15 protein-coding genes are annotated in these 16,614 nt (G+C 67.0%); 6 read left to right on the forward strand and 9 right to left on the reverse strand.

The annotated features are described in order from the left end of the window. Positions 1-47: 47 nt before the first annotated feature. Complete coding sequence (grxD, locus tag ACS0OT_RS16700; RefSeq protein WP_065185372.1) at positions 48-974, forward strand: Grx4 family monothiol glutaredoxin; 927 nt, start codon at positions 48-50, stop codon at positions 972-974. Between the two features lie 122 nt (positions 975-1,096). On the opposite strand, the gene ACS0OT_RS16705 is transcribed toward grxD, so the two are convergent. The 3 genes from ACS0OT_RS16705 to ACS0OT_RS16715 form a co-directional block, all read right to left on the reverse strand. Then, positions 1,097-1,636 carry a DUF924 family protein gene (locus tag ACS0OT_RS16705; RefSeq protein ID WP_005419210.1) on the reverse strand — a complete coding sequence of 180 codons (540 nt, stop codon included), beginning with the start codon at positions 1,634-1,636 and terminating at the stop codon, positions 1,097-1,099. Positions 1,637-1,679: 43 nt separating this feature from the next. Then, positions 1,680-2,456 (reverse strand): AMP nucleosidase, encoded by a 777-nt coding sequence (locus ACS0OT_RS16710; RefSeq protein WP_049415280.1) that lies wholly within the window; start codon positions 2,454-2,456, stop codon positions 1,680-1,682. 125 nt (positions 2,457-2,581) lie between these two features. Further along, entirely contained in the window at positions 2,582-6,175 is a 3,594-nt protein-coding gene (locus ACS0OT_RS16715) for an autotransporter domain-containing protein (RefSeq protein ID WP_442255902.1), read from the reverse strand. A gap of 249 nt (positions 6,176-6,424) precedes the next feature. Between ACS0OT_RS16715 and ACS0OT_RS16720 the strand changes: the two genes are divergently transcribed. The 5 genes from ACS0OT_RS16720 (at position 6,425) to ACS0OT_RS16740 (ending at position 11,197) form a co-directional block, all read left to right on the forward strand. Next, positions 6,425-7,834, forward strand: a complete 1,410-nt coding sequence (locus tag ACS0OT_RS16720; protein ID WP_065185374.1) for an amidohydrolase — start codon at positions 6,425-6,427, stop codon at positions 7,832-7,834. Then, positions 7,834-9,096 carry an amidohydrolase family protein gene (locus tag ACS0OT_RS16725; protein ID WP_442255903.1) on the forward strand — a complete coding sequence of 421 codons (1,263 nt, stop codon included), beginning with the start codon at positions 7,834-7,836 and terminating at the stop codon, positions 9,094-9,096. The genes ACS0OT_RS16720 and ACS0OT_RS16725 overlap by 1 nt, the downstream gene beginning before the upstream one ends. Positions 9,097-9,121: 25 nt before the next feature. After that, positions 9,122-9,754: a 2-hydroxychromene-2-carboxylate isomerase gene (locus ACS0OT_RS16730; protein ID WP_065185376.1), complete on the forward strand. Its 633-nt coding sequence runs from the start codon at positions 9,122-9,124 to the stop codon at positions 9,752-9,754. A gap of 95 nt (positions 9,755-9,849) precedes the next feature. Then, positions 9,850-10,791 (forward strand): DegV family protein, encoded by a 942-nt coding sequence (locus ACS0OT_RS16735; protein ID WP_262090942.1) that lies wholly within the window; start codon positions 9,850-9,852, stop codon positions 10,789-10,791. Positions 10,792-10,858: 67 nt separating this feature from the next. Then, positions 10,859-11,197, forward strand: coding sequence for a hypothetical protein (locus tag ACS0OT_RS16740; RefSeq protein WP_006469105.1), 339 nt, complete (start codon positions 10,859-10,861; stop codon positions 11,195-11,197). Positions 11,198-11,311: 114 nt separating this feature from the next. Here ACS0OT_RS16740 and ACS0OT_RS16745 read toward each other — a convergent pair whose 3' ends face one another. The 6 genes from ACS0OT_RS16745 to ACS0OT_RS16770 form a co-directional block, all read right to left on the reverse strand. After that, positions 11,312-12,757: a GGDEF domain-containing protein gene (locus tag ACS0OT_RS16745; RefSeq protein ID WP_065196463.1), complete on the reverse strand. Its 1,446-nt coding sequence runs from the start codon at positions 12,755-12,757 to the stop codon at positions 11,312-11,314. A 188-nt stretch (positions 12,758-12,945) separates the two neighbouring features. Continuing rightward, positions 12,946-13,776 (reverse strand): S-formylglutathione hydrolase, encoded by an 831-nt coding sequence (gene fghA, locus ACS0OT_RS16750; RefSeq protein WP_329953293.1) that lies wholly within the window; start codon positions 13,774-13,776, stop codon positions 12,946-12,948. A 22-nt stretch (positions 13,777-13,798) separates the two neighbouring features. Then, entirely contained in the window at positions 13,799-14,143 is a 345-nt protein-coding gene (locus ACS0OT_RS16755; RefSeq protein WP_005419244.1) for a YqcC family protein, read from the reverse strand. Between the two features lie 8 nt (positions 14,144-14,151). After that, entirely contained in the window at positions 14,152-15,261 is a 1,110-nt protein-coding gene (locus tag ACS0OT_RS16760; RefSeq protein WP_053500575.1) for an S-(hydroxymethyl)glutathione dehydrogenase/class III alcohol dehydrogenase, read from the reverse strand. 58 nt (positions 15,262-15,319) lie between these two features. Further along, complete coding sequence (frmR, locus tag ACS0OT_RS16765) at positions 15,320-15,595, reverse strand: formaldehyde-responsive transcriptional repressor FrmR (RefSeq protein WP_005411009.1); 276 nt, start codon at positions 15,593-15,595, stop codon at positions 15,320-15,322. 70 nt (positions 15,596-15,665) lie between these two features. Further along, positions 15,666-16,571 carry a LysR family transcriptional regulator gene (locus ACS0OT_RS16770; protein ID WP_065185379.1) on the reverse strand — a complete coding sequence of 302 codons (906 nt, stop codon included), beginning with the start codon at positions 16,569-16,571 and terminating at the stop codon, positions 15,666-15,668. Positions 16,572-16,614 lie beyond the last annotated feature (43 nt).

The following is a 16,614-nucleotide window of genomic DNA, read 5'->3' on the forward strand; positions in this document are numbered from 1 at the left end:
CATGAGGGGTAGAATTGATGGTTCGAATTCCCGGAACCCCGACGTCCATGTCCCTCGATCCTGCCCTGCGTTCGCGCATCGAATCCATCCTCAACGCCAACCGCGTCGTGCTGTTCATGAAGGGCCAGCCGTCGATGCCGCAGTGCGGTTTCTCGGCCAAGGCCGTGGGCGCCCTGCAGGACCTTGGCGTCGAGTTCGCCCACGTCAACGTGCTGGCCGACCAGGAAATCCGTGAAGGCATCAAAGCCTATGGCGACTGGCCGACCATCCCGCAGCTGTACATCGACGGCGAACTGGTCGGCGGCAGCGACATCGTGCTGCAGATGGCCGCCAGCGGCGAGCTGAGCAGCGTGCTGGGGCTGCCGGCACCGGACCGTACCCCGCCGAGCATCACCGTCACCCCGGCGGCCGTGGAAATGCTCAAGGGCGCGCTGGCCGACGCCCCGGGCGCCGCCCTGCAGCTGACCATCGACGCCGGCTTCCAGCCGAACTTCCAGCTGGCCCCGCACGACGAAGGCGCCATCGCTGCCGAGTCCAATGGCCTGCGCGTGCAGTTCGACCTGGCCAGCGCCCGTCGCGCCAACGGCATCACCATCGACTGGGTGGACGACATCCGCGGCAAGGGCCTGGCCATCGACAATCCGAACGCGCCCAAGCCGGTGCAGGAAATCAGCGTGCGCGATGCCGACGACCTGGTGCGTGCCGGCAACATCACCCTGGTGGACGTGCGCCCGGCCGACGAACGTGAAATCGCCGCCGTGGGCGTACCGTTCAAGACCTTCGACGGCAACGGCCGCGCCGCGCTGGAAGCCCTGCCGAAGGACACCGCACTGGCCTTCATGTGCCACCACGGTGGCCGCAGCGCGCAGGCTGCCGAGCAGTTCCGCGCCCTGGGCTTCACCAAGGTGTTCAACGTGACCGGCGGCATCAACGCCTGGTCGGAAGACGTCGACAACGGCGTGCCGAAGTACTGATTGACGGCGCGGGGTCAGCGCCCTTTCCTGCGGGAAGCGGATCTGGCCCCCGAAAAAAAAGGGGACGGAGGGGATTAAGTCGTTTATGCCACAAACGACTTAATCCCCTCCGTCCCCTTTTTTCAGCCGGCGAATCCGCCTTCGGCCAGGTAGTCCAGTTCTTCCGGCGAGGGAATGCGCCCCAGCACGGCGTTGCGGTGCGGGAAACGGCCGAAGCGGCGGATGATGTCGCGGTGCAGCTCGGCGTACTGCAGGTATTCCTTGTCGCCCAGCACATCGAACATCGCCACCGAACGGTCCTGGTCCAACGGGTCCTCGGAGTGCTCGAACGGCAGGTAGATGAAGGCGCGCAGCTTCGGCACCAGCTGCAGGTCCAGGCCTTCCTCGATGGCGCGCATGGCGTAGTGCCGGGCCAGGCCATCGGTAGCATAGGAATGGGCAGTACCGCGGAAGCAGTTGCGCGGGAACTGGTCCAGCAGCAGCATCAGCGCCAGTGCGCCCTCGGCACTGCCCAGCCAGTGTTCACGCCCACGCGAAGCGGCGGCGAAATGCTCATCTAGGAACAACTGGCGGAACTGCGCGTCGAACGCATCGTCGCGGGCGAACCACTTCGCAGGGCCCGCTTCTTTCCAGAAATCCACCACTTGCGCGGCAACGTCCATCACCTACTCCCCAGGGCCGGCGCGCCGCGCCAGGCCATCATCATCATTCGTCGAAGCGCAGGTGGCGGACCGACTTGCCGTTGCGCCGGATAAGCTTAAGCGCCTCGATACCGATCTGGATATGGTTTTCCACGAACTGGGAGCTGACCTTGGCATCGGAGGCCTCGGTCTTGACCCCGTCGGGGATCATCGGCTGGTCCGAGACCAGCAGCAGCGCGCCACTGGGAATGTGGTTGGCGAAACCGGCTGCGAACACGGTGGCGGTTTCCATGTCGATGGCCATGCAGCGCATCGCCCGCAGCCGCTCCTTGAAGGCCTCGTCGTGCTCCCAGACCCGGCGGTTGGTGGTGTAGACAGTGCCGGTCCAGTAGTCGTGGCCGAGGTCGCGGATCATGGTCGAGACTGCACGCTGCAGCGCAAACGCCGGCAAGGCTGGCACTTCCGGCGGCAGGTAGTCGCCCGACGTACCCTCGCCGCGGATCGCCGCGATCGGCAGCACCAGGTCACCCAGCTGGTTCTTGCGCTTGAGGCCACCGCACTTGCCCAGGAACAGTACCGCCTTGGGCATCACTGCCGACAGCAGGTCCATGATGATCGCGGCATTGGGGCTGCCCATGCCGAAGTTGATCATGGTGATGCCGTCGATGGTGGCACTGGCCATCGGCCGGTCCAGGCCGATGATGGGCGCACCGGTCAGCTCGGAAAAGGTGTGCAGGTAGCCGCCGAAGTTGGTCAGCAGGATGTGCTGGCCGAACTGGTCCAGCGGCACGCCGGTGTAGCGCGGCAGCCAGTTGTCGACGATTTCCTGCTTGCTCTTCATGGGCGGTCCGGTACGGCGTGGGGGCCGCCATTGTAGGCGTGCACGGGCCAACCCACACCTGGGTCGGCAACGAAGAAGGGCGGCCCTGCGGCCGCCCTCCTGGTTTACCTGCGGTAACCGGCGGCTTAGAAGCGCACCGACCAGCGCAGGTTGGCACTGTGGTCACGGCTTTCGTCGCCATACTGGCCGCTATAGCCCAGCTCCAGCTGCTGGCGTGCGGTCAACCATGCCGACAGCCCCAGTTCGGCCACCACCGTCCTGTCAGCCATCGGGGCACCGCTGACCACGAAGCTGTCGCTGCCGGTGGCAAAGGCGAAGCGGGCCGCCGGGTCGCGATCCCCGCTGGCATGGCGGTACCCGACGCCACCGCGCAGGTGCAGCCAGCTGTCCTGCTGGAACGAAGCCTTCAGGCCCTTGTCAAAACGCAGGCCGGCCGTGGCCACGGTGATACGGAGATCGTCCACCTCACCCTGCAGTGCAGCCGCGCCGCCGCGTTCGTTGACGCGCTTCATGTCCACTTCCACACGTGCGAGCTGCAGGTAAGGTTCCAGCCCCGCCTCGGGGCCGCCGAAGCGATAGCTCGCCTCGACGAACGCCTGGCGGGTGCGGCCGTCATAGCGTGCCGCCAGCGTATCACTGTAACCGGAGAAGGCCAGCTCGCGGGTGCTCTTCACCTCATGCTCGCTCCAGGCCAGGCCCCCCCGCAGGCCGAAGGCGCCCCAGTCGTGACTGGCATAGGCCCCCAGGTGCGTATTGTCGACCTTGGCACGCGCACGGCGTCCTTCCTGCTGCTTGGCATCGGTACGGCCGGTACCGGCCAGCATGCCCACCTGCCAGCCGTTGATCTCGCGGTCCACGCCTACCAGCAGGCCGCTGCTGTTGGCTTCGGTGCGTGCGGTGTTGCCATTGCCGTCCAGCGTGGTGCTGCCACCGATGGCCTGTACCCAGACCCCCGTGGCGGCGTCGCCGTCTGCTCCCGGCGCGCGTGCACCGACGCGGCGCGACAGTGCGGCATCACGCACGTAGCGGCTGCCCTCGACCAGGGCCATCGCGGTGGCCGCATGCAGCTCGCCGCTGAGGCCGTCCAGTGCAGCGCCTACCTGTTGAGGGAACAGCAGGGTCAGTGGGCGCGGCAGGCCCTGGTTGACCGCCAGCCGGTCGGCCACAGTGGCCACCGCGCGCTGGTTGTCGGTACTGGCGGCACTGGCGAGCGGATTGCCACGGGTGACTTCAATGCGCGCGCCACCGGTGCCATAGGACAGCCCGAATTTCAGGAACGGCGAGAACGCACTGAAGTCGGTGGTGGCGAACTGGCCACGGATTCCGCCGTCGGCACGGATGAAGTTGAACTGCTCACCCAGGTAATAGGTGCCCGCTTCCGGCAGGGCGATCAGGGTGCCGCCCAGGGTGGCGGTACCGGTGACGCGCAACTGGTCACTGTGCCCGCCCGGGGCCAGCTCGGCCTGGTACACACCGGTGGCGGTCTGCACGTAGTCGCCGTTGATGGTCAGCGTGCCGATCGAGTTGCCCGGTGCAACGATACCGGCCACGGTGGTATCGCCCAGCTGGCCGATGCCCTTCAGCGTGCCGTTCGGGCCAACGAGGGTGTGACCACCGCTCTGCGTGCCGTTGAACGACAGCACGCCACCGTTGACGGTCAGATCGGAGCCTGCGAGTACCCCGCCTGCATTCACACGACTGTTGCCCAGGCTGGTCAACGCGCTGTTTTCCAGCCTTCCGTTCAATTCGAACGTCCCCTGCGCGGCCACCGAGGTGTGGGCGCCGCGCTGCACACCGTCGAAGATGACCACGCCACCGTTGACGTTCAGGTCGGAGCCATCCAGCACACCGCGTGCGTTGATATGGCTGGAGCCCCCCTGACTGTTCAGCGCAGTGTTCTTCAACGTGCCATTGAGCAGGAAGCTACCGCCGGCCACGTCCACCGCTCCGGTGAGCGTATTGACGCCATCCAGTTCCAGCACGCCCTCGCGCACCAGCGCACCGTTGAAGCTGTTGTCGCCGCTCAAGCGCAGCCAGCCGATGCCGCTCTTGGTCAGCTTGCCGGGGCCGCCGATGTCGTTGGTCCAGTTGTCCCAAGCATCGCCCTCCCACACTTTCAGGCCACCGGCACGCTGGTTCATCACCACGTTGGTGTCCACGCGCAGCGAACCGTAACCCTCGATGGCCTTGGCCAGGTTCAACAGGCCCCAACCGTAGATGTCGTCGATGCCGGGCGCGCCCAGATCGGTGGTCGTGGTCAGCAGCACATCGCGCACCTGCGCGCTGTCCAGATAGGGGAAGCGTTCAAACAGCAGGCCCAGCGCGCCGGTGACGTGGGGCGCGGCCATGGAGGTTCCACTCAGCAGCGCATAGCCATAGGTAGGCACGCGCTGCTGGATGTCCAGGCTGACATTGCCGTTGGCGTCGATGCCGACGCTGCCGGCCAGGCTGGAATCATCACCATAGGCGGTCGATACGATGTCCGAACCCGGTGCGGCAAGGCACCAGTTGGCACTCAGGCCGCACTTGTTGGAGCGATTGCTCAGGGTCAGGTTGGTACCGACGTTGACCACGCTCAACCAGTACGGCTCGATGTCGGCGAATGCGCGCGGCAGCGTGGCGTAGAGGCCGGCGATGGGGCTCTGCGCAGGCGTCGGAATGACCGAACTGGTATTGCCGGCCGCCCACACCTGGATCATCCCGCGCGCACGCGATCCGTCGGCAAAGGTGTTCAGGTACTGGCGGTCGTCCGGGTCGTTGTAGATCGCGTCCATGTCCGTCGCTGTCGTCGGTTCCGTGACCAGGCCCCAGCTATGGTTGATGGCACGCACGCCCTGCGCGTTCATCTGGGCATACAGGTCCTGGAAGGCGCTGACTTTCGGGCCGATCGCGCCCAGCGTCACGACCGAGTAGCCAGTCGCCGTACGCTGCCACTCGCGGATGCTGTCGGAGAACAGCCGGCCAACGGTCAGGTCCGAACCGAAGGACACACCGTGCATGCCGCTTCCGTCCCGGTTCGCCGCGATGGTGCCGGCAACGTGCGTACCATGGATCTCGAACTGCATCCCCGGCTGCACATAGGGGCCCGACTCGATGATCCTGCGGATGTTGTCGGGCACGTTGGCGTTGTACCCGACATAGCTGATCTGGACGTCATCGCCATCACTGGCGAAGCAGGCCGCCGGCCCACGCACTGCGGTGGTGTTGGTGCAGCGCGTGCCGTCAGCCATCAGATCGGCGATGCGGACGCTGCGGTTGTCCTTGCCGGCGAATTCCGGATGGTCCAGACCCGTGCCACTGTCGAACACGCCCAGGCGGATGCCGGCACCGGTCAGCCCGCGCGCATAGGCCACGTCGGCATTGATCGCAGCCAGGCCCCAGTCGAGTTCGAATTCACTGGTGCGCCAGCTCGCAGCATCGCCGGGCCTGCCCATGACCGGCTCCGCGGAAGCACCGACGCTGGGAGCCAGCGCCGCCACCGGAATCGCTACCGAGGGAGCGATCATCGCGGGAGCGGAGGCGCTCACTCCGCCTTGCGCGGCGAACGCAGACTGCAGGCTGCGCTGCAGCTGGTAACGGGCCAGGGCGTCGTCATTGTCCTGGGCCAGGACCGGCAGTGCGGTGGCCACCAGCAAGGAACCGACAATGGCCGACGCCAGCGGCGAGGGCAGGAAGGAACGGCGCGAAACGGTCGAACGGCGGAGCTTTGCAGCAGTCATCGGTTGCGTCCTTGATTCCATGAAAGGTACGGGGCCCGGCTCCGTCGTTGGAGCAGGTGCGTAAGCTGGTGATACAGGTCAGCGCAAGACGTAATCAGCCCATCGCTTCATCCAACGTTAATATTTCCTTCACAAATCCTCCATCAGAAAATTCCTACCCCCCCCCACGCCCCTGTCCAAGGTCACTTGGCAAGCCACATCGGCCCCGGCTAGCGTCCGTGGATTCATGTTTCTGGTGAGGGGAACTGCATGGCATCGACGTTGTTGCGCACCGGGGTGGCACTGGCGCTGCTTTCATTGAGCACGGCACCGGCGGTGGGCGCCTCGCGCTTCGTCGCCGATCCCTACCCCAGCACCTACCAGGCACACCCCGATGCACCGGTGCTGATCCAGAACGCGACCGTGCTGACCGGCACCGGCCAGCGCCTGGACAACGCCGACGTGCTGCTGCGCGAGGGCCGCATCGTTGCCGTCGGCCGCCAGTTGCAGGCCGATGCTGGTGTCACCCGCATCGATGCGCAGGGCAAGTGGGTCACACCGGGCCTGATCGACGTGCACTCGCACCTGGGCGTGTACCCCAGCCCGGGCGTCGGCGCGCACAGCGACGGCAACGAGATGACCGCGCCGGTCACCGCCAACGTCTGGGCCGAGCACTCGGTGTGGCCGCAGGACCCGGGTTTCGCCACCGCACTGGCCGGCGGCGTGACCAGCATGCAGGTGCTGCCGGGCTCGGCCAACCTGGTCGGTGGTCGTGGTGTGACCCTGAAGAACGTCCCCGCCATCACCTACCAGGCGATGAAGTTCCCCGGCGCGCCGTGGGGGCTGAAAATGGCCTGCGGCGAGAACCCGAAGCGGGTCTACGGCGGAGGCAAGGGCGTCGCTCCGGCCACGCGGATGGGCAACGTTGCCGGTTACCGCGCCGCCTTCATCGATGCCGCCGACTACATCGCCAAGAACAAACCGAAGCCGGCCAAGCGCAAGGGCTGGTTCGGCAGCGACAAGGGCGACAGCGCCGGTGATGCCGGCGGCAAGCGCGATCTCAAGCTGGACACGCTGGCCGGCGCGATCGAAGGCGACATCCGCGTGCACATCCATTGCTACCGCGCCGACGAGATGGCCACCATGCTCGACCTGGCCAAGGAATTCGGATTCAAGGTGGCCGCCTTCCACCACGGCGTGGAAGCCTACAAGCTGGCCGACCGGCTGGCTGCCGACGGCGTCTGCGGCGCGCTGTGGGCCGACTGGTGGGGCTTCAAGATGGAAGCCTTCGACGGCATTCCGGAGAACATCGCACTGGTCGATCGGCCGAAGAACAGCTGCGCCATCGTCCATTCCGACTCCCCCGAAGGCATCCAGCGCCTGAACCAGGAAGCGGCCAAGGTGATCGCCGCCGCGCGCCGCGCACGCATGCCGGAGATCCCCCCCGAACACGCCATCACCTGGATGACCGCCAACGCCGCCAGGGCGCTGGGGATTGAAGGCCAGACCGGCACCCTGGAGGCCGGCAAGATGGCCGACGTGGTGGTGTGGAACGGCAACCCCTTCAGCTCGTACGCGCTGGCCGAGCAGGTCTTCATCGACGGCCGCCGCCTGTACGACCGCAGCGCACCTGCGGCCACGCCACGTTCCGACTTCCAGCTTGGCCAGGAGGTGCACTGATGGGCGCGTTGAACAAGCGTCGCCGGGCATGGCTCGGCGCTACGGTCATGGTGCTGGCCTGCCTCTCCGCATCCGTGCAGGCGCAGGACCTGCTGGTGCGCAACGCGACCGTACATACGGCCAGCGCGCGCGGCAGCCTGCAGCACGCCGATGTGCTGGTGCAGGGCGGGATCATCCGCGCCGTCGGCAGCGGGCTGTCCGCCCCGGCCGGGGCCAGCGTGGTCGAGGCCGATGGCCGTCCGCTGACACCGGCGCTGTTCGGGGGCATCACCGAGATCGGCATCGAAGAGGTCTCCGGTGAAGCGAGCACGGTCGACAGCACGTTGAAGATCGGCGAACAACCGTTGCGCCCCGAGTTCGATGTCACCCTGGCGTACAACCCGGCCTCGGTGCTGATCCCGGTGGCGCGCCTGGACGGCATCGGCTTCACCGCCCTGGGGGCGGCCACCGGTGGCCGCTTCGTTGCAGGCCAGGGTGGCGTGATGCGGCTGGACGGCAGCGCCGATCCCCTCGGGCCGCGCGCGCTGTTCCTGCGCCTGGGATCGGCCGCAGTGGAGCTGACCGGGCATTCGCGTGCGGCGCAATGGATGCTGCTGCAGCAGATGGTGGACGAGGCACGCGGCCAGGTCGCCGCGGACTCGCCGCATGCGCTGCTGACCCCGGCCGGGCGCCGCACGCTGGGCCGCTACCTGGCCGGCCAGGGCCGCATCGTGGTGGAGGTGGACCGCGCGGCGGACATCCGCCAGCTGCTGCGCTGGGCCGCCCGCGAGCAAGTGAAGATCGCCATCGCCGGTGGCAGCGAAGCCTGGCAGCTGGCGCCGGAGCTGGCCGCCGCACAGGTACCGGTGTTCGTCGATGTGTTGTCCAACCTGCCGGCCAGCTTCGACCAGATCGGTGCCACGCTGGAAAATGCGGCACGCCTGCAGCGTTCCGGCGTGGCGGTCTCGTTCGTGCAGCGAGGCGACGCCTCGCACAACGCCCGCAAGATGCGCCAGCTGGCCGGCAATGCCGTGGCCAATGGCCTGCCCTGGGCCGACGGCCTGGCCGGCCTGACCCGGGTGCCGGCGCAGGCGTTCGGCGTGGCCGACCAGATCGGCAGCATCGAGCCGGGCAAGCGTGCCGACCTGGTGCTGTGGGAGGGCGACCCGCTGGACGTGGCGCACTATGCCGAACAGGTCTGGCTGGGCGGCCGGGCGATGCCGATGCGCTCGCGCCAGACCGAACTGCGCGACCGCTACCTGCAGCGCAACGCGCAGCCCTGACCTCCAGTTACCCAAGGAAACCCGCATGGCCACCCTGCGCTGGTACTTCGACTTCGTCTCGCCCTATTCCTACCTGCACTGGCAGAAGCTGAAGCAGCTGCCCCAGTTCGCACGGATCCAGACCGTGCCGATCGCCTTCGGTGCCGTGCTGCATCACCTGGGCAACCTCGGGCCGGCCGAGATTCCGGCCAAGCGCCGCTTCATGTACCGCCAGCTGCTGTGGACTGCGCAGGCCGAAGGAACACCGCTGCGGTTCCCGCCGGGCCACCCGTTCAACCCGTTGTCTGCCCTGCGGCTGTGCCTGGCCGCCGGTGGCAGCGTGCAGGCGGTAGACGTGCTGTTCGACTGGATCTGGCGCGACGGCAATGCCGCCGATAGCGCCGAGGCCCTGCGCGAACCGGCTGCGCGGCTGGGGATCGAGGATGTCGCCAGCGCCACCGCGGCCCCCGCGGTCAAGGAGCAGCTGCGGAGGAACACCGAGGCCGCCATTGCTGCCGGCGTGTTCGGCGTACCGACCCTGGCCATCGATGACGAACTGTTCTGGGGCAACGACGCCCATCCGTTGATGGCCGCCGTGCTGGCCGATCCCGCCCTGCTGCAGCAGCCCGAATGGCAGCGCCTGGCCGAACTTCCGGTGGCCGTGCAGCGCAGTCGCTGAACAGGGCCTGGCGCGTTTCCCTCGCGCGCCACGCCAGAATTTGAGATAGATTTCACGTTTCCGAACCTACAACCGCCCTGGAGGGGGAGCCGCGGATGCGCATCGGAATCGTCGTCGACTCGGCCTGCGACCTGCCGCAGGACTTCATTGCCGAGCACAACATCGTGCTGCTGCCGATCACCGTACGAATCGGTGAAGCGGTTCTGGCCGATCATCGCGATGAGCAGGCCACGCTGAGTTTCCTGCATGCACACGTGGCCGAGCACGGTGCCGAGGCGGAGACCATCCCCTTCAGTGTCAACCAGATCCGCGACCTGTTCCTGCAGCAGCTGGTGATCGATTACGACCACGTGTTCTGCATGACCATCACCAAGACCCGCAGCCCGATCCACGACAATGCGCTGCAGGCCAGCTTCGCCATCCTCAACGATTACAAGCCGGTGCGGCAGGCAGCGGGCTACAACTCGCCGTTCGCCCTGCGCGTGCTCGATACCCAGAACCTGTTCGCTGCGCAGGCCGTGACCGCAGTGGAGGCGGTTCGCCTGCGTGACACTGGTGCCAGCGTGCAGCAGATCCGCGAACGGCTGGAAGAACTGGCTGGCAACGTGCACGGCTACATGGTCACCCGTGATCTGTACTACATGCGTGCGCGCGCCCGGCACAAGGGCGACCGCAGCGTCGGCCTGCTCAGTGCGGCGCTGGGCAGCGCACTGGACATCAAGCCGGTGCTGCACGGCTACCGCGGCGAAACCGGGCCGGTCGCCAAGATCAAGGGCTTCGACAGCGCCGTGCAGAAGCTGTTCGCGGTGGTCGGCCAGCGCGTACGTGCCGGGCTGATGACGCCGACGGTATGCGTCAGCTACGGCGGTGAGCTGGATGAGCTGCGCAGCCTGCCCGGCTATGTACAGATGAAGGAGGTCTGCGCCGGCAATGGCGTGACCGTGTACGAATCGGTGATGAGCCTGACCGGCATGGTCAATGTCGGCAAGGGCGCGGTCACCGTGGGCTTTGCCGATGGGCCACATCGGTTCGAGTGATGCCCCGAATCTGCACACCGATTCCACCGTGGTTGTGCCAGCCTTGCCGCACTTCAAGGAGAACTTCATGCCTGCGCAGTACCACATCAGCCTGCCCGACCCGTCCAAGGCCCGCGGCAACGACCCTGACCTGTCCTTCCATTCGCAGGGCGCCGCCGGTTTCGCCGAAGAGCTGCAGGACGCCCTGCGCAGCGGCACGCTGTTCGAACGGTGGAAGGCCAAGCAACCCGACCCGGATGCGGTGGAACCGCAGTGGGGCGTGACCGATCCGGACGCCACCGTGACCGGCGAGCAGAAGGACCTGCGCATCAACCTGGTCGCCACCACCCGTATCGACAGTGACGTGTTCAAGCAGCGCCTGCGCCTGCTGGCCGGCCACCACTGGGAACTGCGCGACGTGCGTTGAGGCCACGCCGTGGTAGTGCCGGCCGCTGGCCGGCAACCGAGGAGATGCCGGCCACCGGCCGGCACTACCCAGTGCGATGTCCCTGGATGGGCGGCACGCCATGGGCTGGTCCGCTCAACAGTCCATGGTGCCGTGCGCGTTGCCCTCGTCATCCAGCACGCGCGCATGCAGGACCACCCGGTTGCGGCCGGCACGCTTTGCGGCATACAGGCCGGCATCGGCATCGGCCAGCAGCTGGTCGGCACTGGCCAGCGCCGGTGGGTGCAGGTAGCCCACGCCGACGCTGATGCTGACCGGGCCTTCCGGCAATGGCAGCGCTTCGACCGCTTCGCGCAGGCGCTCGGCCAGCGCCAGCACGCCCGACAGTGGGCTTCCAGGCACGATGACAGCGAATTCTTCACCGCCATAACGCGCAACGCTGTCACTGCCGCGACCTGCGACGCCCTTCAGCACCCCGGCCACCGCCTGCAGGCAACGATCACCGGCCGGATGGCCGTGCCGGTCGTTGAAGGCCTTGAAGTGGTCAATATCCACCAGCAGCAGGCCCAGCTCGGTGCCGCTGCGCCGCGCGCGATTCCACTCGGAGGTCAGCCGCGCGTCGAACTCGCGGCGATTGGCCACGCCGGTGAGGCCATCCTGCCGCGCCAGTTGATCCAGCGCCGCCTGACGCTCCAGCAGATCGGTCTGCAGCAGGACGCTGCGCAGGCCGAAACCAAGGGTGGCTACGACGAAGCCCGCGACGGCCAACGGCCGCGCATGATCGACCACCAGCGTGCCGACCACCAGCAGCAGCAACGGCAGGATGATCGGACCGGCGGCCTGCACCGTCCTCGCCAGCCGCGGGTGTGCCGTGGTGCCTGTGTCCGGCGCCGTGTCCAGCGCCATGCAGGCGATCAGCAGAAAAGGTACGTCGATCAGCAGGTCGTTGAACGCACCGAATGCATCATCGGAGGTGTAGTGGTTGATGTAGTAGGCCACCAGCAGATAGGCCAGCGCGTACAACGCCAGTGCACGGAAGAACCTGCGCCGTTCGGGCACGTCGCCGGCCAGCCATCGCACCACGGCGAACGCGGCGATACACAGGTTCTGGATGTCGAACATGCGCTGCATGTTGGACATGGCATGGGCGTCGACCTCGACACGGGCGGCGAACGATGCGGTGTGCACGAAAAACAGCACACCCAGCAGCGCCGCCATCGCCGCATCGATCAGGCTGATGCTCGGGCGCTCGCGGCGTGCCCGGGCCAGGATGAACACCAGCGGCACGCCATACAGCACGTACAACAACAGGCTGACGCGTGGGGTGAAGTCAGCCCGGCCGGCGCCCAGCGCATCCACCATGTTGAACGTCATGCCACCGGCCCACAGCAGCAGTGCCATCGCGGTAGAACGCCAGCCCAGAGCGGCGCGGTCACGTTGCGCCCGCACCAGGCACGCGGCGGCGGCCAGCAGCGGTGCGCCGGTCAGGAACAGGAAAGAACCCACGCCCGCCGGGCTCGGCCAGAACGCCACGGCCAGCCCATGGCAGAGCACGTACAGCAGCGCCAGCACTACCGGCATGCATCCCCCCGATCCGCAAGGCCGTCTGAGCGCACGATAGCGCGCCGGCACGCCACAGCGGCGTGATCCACTGCGGCAAAACGACACTCCGCGTGCATCACCATGGTAGTGCCGTCCGCTGGCCGGCAATCCCAGGGAATTGCAGGGCTGCGGGTTGCCGGCCAGCGGCCGGCACTACCGGAAAGCCCTCAGGCGTGCAGGGCGCGAGCGTGGTGGGCGACGTGCTCGCCGATGAAGCTGGCGATGAAATAGTAGCTGTGGTCGTAGCCCGGCTGCAGGCGCAGGGTCAGCGGATGGCCGGCTGCGGCGCAGGCCTCCTGCAGGCGCTGCGGCTGCAGCTGGGTCTGCAGGAACTCGTCCGCCTCGCCCTGGTCGACCAGCAACGGCAGGCGCTCGCTGGCCGTCGCCAGCAACGCACACGCGTCCCACTGCGCCCAGTCGGCTGGGTTGTCGCCCAGATAAGCCGTGAACGCCTTCTGCCCCCACGGTACGTGGCTGGGCGCGACGATCGGCGAGAACGCCGACACACTGCGGTAGCGCCCCGGGTTGCGCAGCGCGATCACCAGCGCACCATGGCCACCCATCGAGTGGCCGCTGATGCCACGCGCGCCGGTGACCGGGAAGTTCGCCTCGATCAGCGCCGGCAGTTCCTGCGCCACATAGTCATGCATGCGGTAGTGCTTCGCCCACGGTGCACGGGTGGCGTTGAGGTAGAACCCCGCCCCCTTGCCCAGGTCATAGCCCTCGGCATCGGCCACGTCATCACCGCGCGGGCTGGTATCCGGCGCGACGATGATTACGCTGTGCTCGGCTGCATAGCGCTGCGCACCGGCCTTGGTGATGAAATTCTGCTCGGTGCAGGTCAGCCCGCTCAGCCAATACAGCACCGGCAGCTTCTGCGTTTCCGCCTGCGGCGGCAGGTACACGGCGAACTGCATGTCGCAGCCCAGCGTGGTCGAACGATGGCGGTAAACATCCTGCCAACCGCCGAAACAGGCGCGGTGTTCAATACGTTCCATGGAACTCTCCTGCGTGCCGGCGTCAGCCGTCACGTGTGTTGATCAACTCATCCAGCTGCGACAGCAGGCGCAGCAGCGGTTCGACACCAGGCTGGCCGTCCAGGTTGCGGTACGCTGCGACCGCCACGTCACTGCGCGGTGGCCATTGGCCATCGGCGCGGGCTTCGTGCAGGCGCGGCAGGAACACCTGCGCCAGCCAGTGCTCGAACGGCATTTCATCAATGCCGAAGGGTGAGTCCACTGCGCGCGGCGGACCCACGACGCCTTCGACCCAACCCAGCACGCGCAACGCCTGCTCGATCGGATCAACCAGGGCCGCGCGCGGATCTTCCGCACGCGGCCTGCGCAAGGCATCGAACCAGCCCACGCTGCGGCTCAGTAATGGACCACCGAACGGATCGACTTGCCTTCATGCATCAGGTCGAAGGCATCGTTGATCTTGTCCAGGCCCATGGTGTGGGTGACGAACGGGGCCAGTTCGATGTCGCCCTTCATCGCGTCCTCGACCATGCCCGGCAGCTGGCTGCGGCCCTTCACGCCACCGAAGGCAGTGCCCATCCACTTGCGGCCGGTCACCAGCTGGAACGGGCGGGTGGAGATCTCCTGCCCGGCACCGGCCACGCCGATCACCACGCTCTGGCCCCAGCCACGGTGCGCGCATTCCAGCGCCGCACGCATCACGTTGACGTTGCCGATGCACTCGAAGCTGTGGTCCACACCCCAGGTGGTCATTTCAACGATGACCTGCTGGATCGGCTTGTCGAAATCCTTCGGGTTGATGCAGTCGGTGGCACCGAACTCGCGCGCCAGCTCAAACTTGGACGGGTTGGTGTCCACCGCGATGATGCGGCCGGCCTTGGCCTGGCGCGCACCCTGGATCACCGCCAGGCCGATGCCACCCAGGCCGAACACCGCCACGCTGTCGCCTTCCTGCACCTTGGCGGTGTTATGCACCGCGCCGATGCCGGTGGTGACACCGCAGCCGAGCAGGCAGACGTGTTCCGGGTTGGCGTCCGGATTGATCTTCGCCAGCGAGACTTCGGCCACAACGGTGTACTCGCTGAAGGTCGAGCAGCCCATGTAGTGGTACAGCGGCTCGCCGTTGTAGCTGAAGCGGCTGGTACCGTCGGGCATCACGCCCTTGCCCTGGGTGGCGCGCACCGACACGCACAGGTTGGTCTTGCCGCTCTTGCAGAACAGGCATTCGCCACACTCGGCGGTATACAGCGGAATCACGTGGTCGCCCGGCTTGACGCTGGTCACGCCCTCGCCCACTTCCACCACGATGCCGGCGCCTTCATGGCCCAGCACCACCGGGAACAGGCCTTCCGGGTCATCGCCGGACAGGGTGAACGCATCGGTGTGGCAGACACCGGTATGGGTGATTTTCACCAGCACTTCGCCCTTCTTCGGCGGGGCGACGTCGATCTCGACGATCTGCAGCGGCTGGCCGGGACCAAAGGCGACGGCGGCACGGGACTTCATGATGGCTTCTCCAGGGACAGGCAATGACAGGATGGGCGGCGCCATGTTGCGCCGTCGTTTACTTCAGGTACGAGCGGATCAACGCGCTCATGTCGCGCACGCGTTCGGCGCGTTGCTCGTCGGAGGCAGCGGGCTGGCCGAATTCCTCGCGCAGATGGGCCTCCATCACCTCGGACATCAGGCCGTTGACCGCGCCACGGATGGCGGCGATCTGCTGCAGCACCGGCCCGCAGTCGGCGCCGGCTTCCAGCGCGCGGTCAAGCGCATCGCACTGGCCGCGGATGCGGCGCACGCGGGCCAGGACCTTCTTCTTCTCTTCGGGGGAGTGTGGCATGGCGAACCACCCAGGAACTATACTGGGGGATAGTATACAAGCAGCCAGCAGGAACTCAATCGTGGCCAGCTCAATCGAACAATCCCTCACCCGCCAACCGCGCCAGCTCATCCACCACGTAGCGCACCTTCGGCCGCAGGTGGCGGGTCGGTGGCCACAGCGCATGGATGTCGATATGCCGCTGCATGTGCGCATCCAGCACCGATTGCAGCGCGCCGGATTCCAGATGACGGCGCACCAGTGAAACGGGCATCTGGCAGATGCCCAGCCCAGCGATGGCCGCATCGATCACCGCGTCACCATCGTTGAGCTGGTAGGTCGCATTCGGGATGAACGTTCCCTCGGCATCATCCCTGCCGATCCGCCACGCCACCGGCTGGCCGTGGCGGAAACCAACGATGCTGCGGTGCTGCGACAGTTCCTCCACGCTGCTCGGCACGCCATGCGCCCGCAGGTACTCCGGCGATGCGCAGGTGACCAGTCGTTGGCGACCCAGCCGGCGCGCGACCAGATGTTCGGCCTGGTGCAATCCGCCGAAGCGGATCAGCAGGTCGATGCCCTCTTCGACCGGATCGACGAAGTGATCGGTGAAGGTCATCGTCAGTTGCAGGTCCGGGTATTGCCGGCACAGGCGCAGCAGCACCGGCAGCACCACCAGGCGCCCGAACGAGGATGGCATGTCGATGCGCAGCCGTCCGCTGGGCAGGCCGGCCGACCCCAGGCAGGCCTCGGCGGCGGAGATTTCTTCCAGCGCCGCCGCACACGATGCGTAGTACGCTTCGCCGTCGGTGGTCAGCGCGATGCGCCGCGTGGTGCGGTGGAACAGGCGCACGCCCAGCCGCGCTTCCAGCCGGGCGATGGCCTTGCCCACCGCCGAGCGCGAGATGCCCAGCGCGTCGGCAGCCTCGGTGAAGCTGCCTGAGCGGGCCGTGGTAACGAACGTGACCAGGCCATTCAATGATTCCAGCGGCAGCATCTATCGCGCTCCATTGGGGACAAATCGTCCCGCATCTAGGGAG

The sequence above is a fragment of the Stenotrophomonas maltophilia group sp. RY12688 genome, from assembly GCF_052149045.1.
GTDB classification, from domain to species: domain Bacteria; phylum Pseudomonadota; class Gammaproteobacteria; order Xanthomonadales; family Xanthomonadaceae; genus Stenotrophomonas; species Stenotrophomonas sepilia.

Bases quoted from the DNA above. Each gene is read 5' to 3' on its own strand.
- grxD (WP_065185372.1), top strand. From the start codon at position 48: ATGTCCCTCGATCCTGCCCTGCGTTCGCGCATCGAATCCATCCTCAAC.
- ACS0OT_RS16705 (WP_005419210.1), bottom strand. From the start codon at position 1,636: ATGGACGTTGCCGCGCAAGTGGTGGATTTCTGGAAAGAAGCGGGCCCT.
- ACS0OT_RS16710 (WP_049415280.1), bottom strand. From the start codon at position 2,456: ATGAAGAGCAAGCAGGAAATCGTCGACAACTGGCTGCCGCGCTACACC.
- ACS0OT_RS16715 (WP_442255902.1), bottom strand. From the start codon at position 6,175: ATGACTGCTGCAAAGCTCCGCCGTTCGACCGTTTCGCGCCGTTCCTTC.
- ACS0OT_RS16720 (WP_065185374.1), top strand. From the start codon at position 6,425: ATGGCATCGACGTTGTTGCGCACCGGGGTGGCACTGGCGCTGCTTTCA.
- ACS0OT_RS16725 (WP_442255903.1), top strand. From the start codon at position 7,834: ATGGGCGCGTTGAACAAGCGTCGCCGGGCATGGCTCGGCGCTACGGTC.
- ACS0OT_RS16730 (WP_065185376.1), top strand. From the start codon at position 9,122: ATGGCCACCCTGCGCTGGTACTTCGACTTCGTCTCGCCCTATTCCTAC.
- ACS0OT_RS16735 (WP_262090942.1), top strand. From the start codon at position 9,850: ATGCGCATCGGAATCGTCGTCGACTCGGCCTGCGACCTGCCGCAGGAC.
- ACS0OT_RS16740 (WP_006469105.1), top strand. From the start codon at position 10,859: ATGCCTGCGCAGTACCACATCAGCCTGCCCGACCCGTCCAAGGCCCGC.
- ACS0OT_RS16745 (WP_065196463.1), bottom strand. From the start codon at position 12,757: ATGCCGGTAGTGCTGGCGCTGCTGTACGTGCTCTGCCATGGGCTGGCC.
- fghA (WP_329953293.1), bottom strand. From the start codon at position 13,776: ATGGAACGTATTGAACACCGCGCCTGTTTCGGCGGTTGGCAGGATGTT.
- ACS0OT_RS16760 (WP_053500575.1), bottom strand. From the start codon at position 15,261: ATGAAGTCCCGTGCCGCCGTCGCCTTTGGTCCCGGCCAGCCGCTGCAG.
- frmR (WP_005411009.1), bottom strand. From the start codon at position 15,595: ATGCCACACTCCCCCGAAGAGAAGAAGAAGGTCCTGGCCCGCGTGCGC.
- ACS0OT_RS16770 (WP_065185379.1), bottom strand. From the start codon at position 16,571: ATGCTGCCGCTGGAATCATTGAATGGCCTGGTCACGTTCGTTACCACG.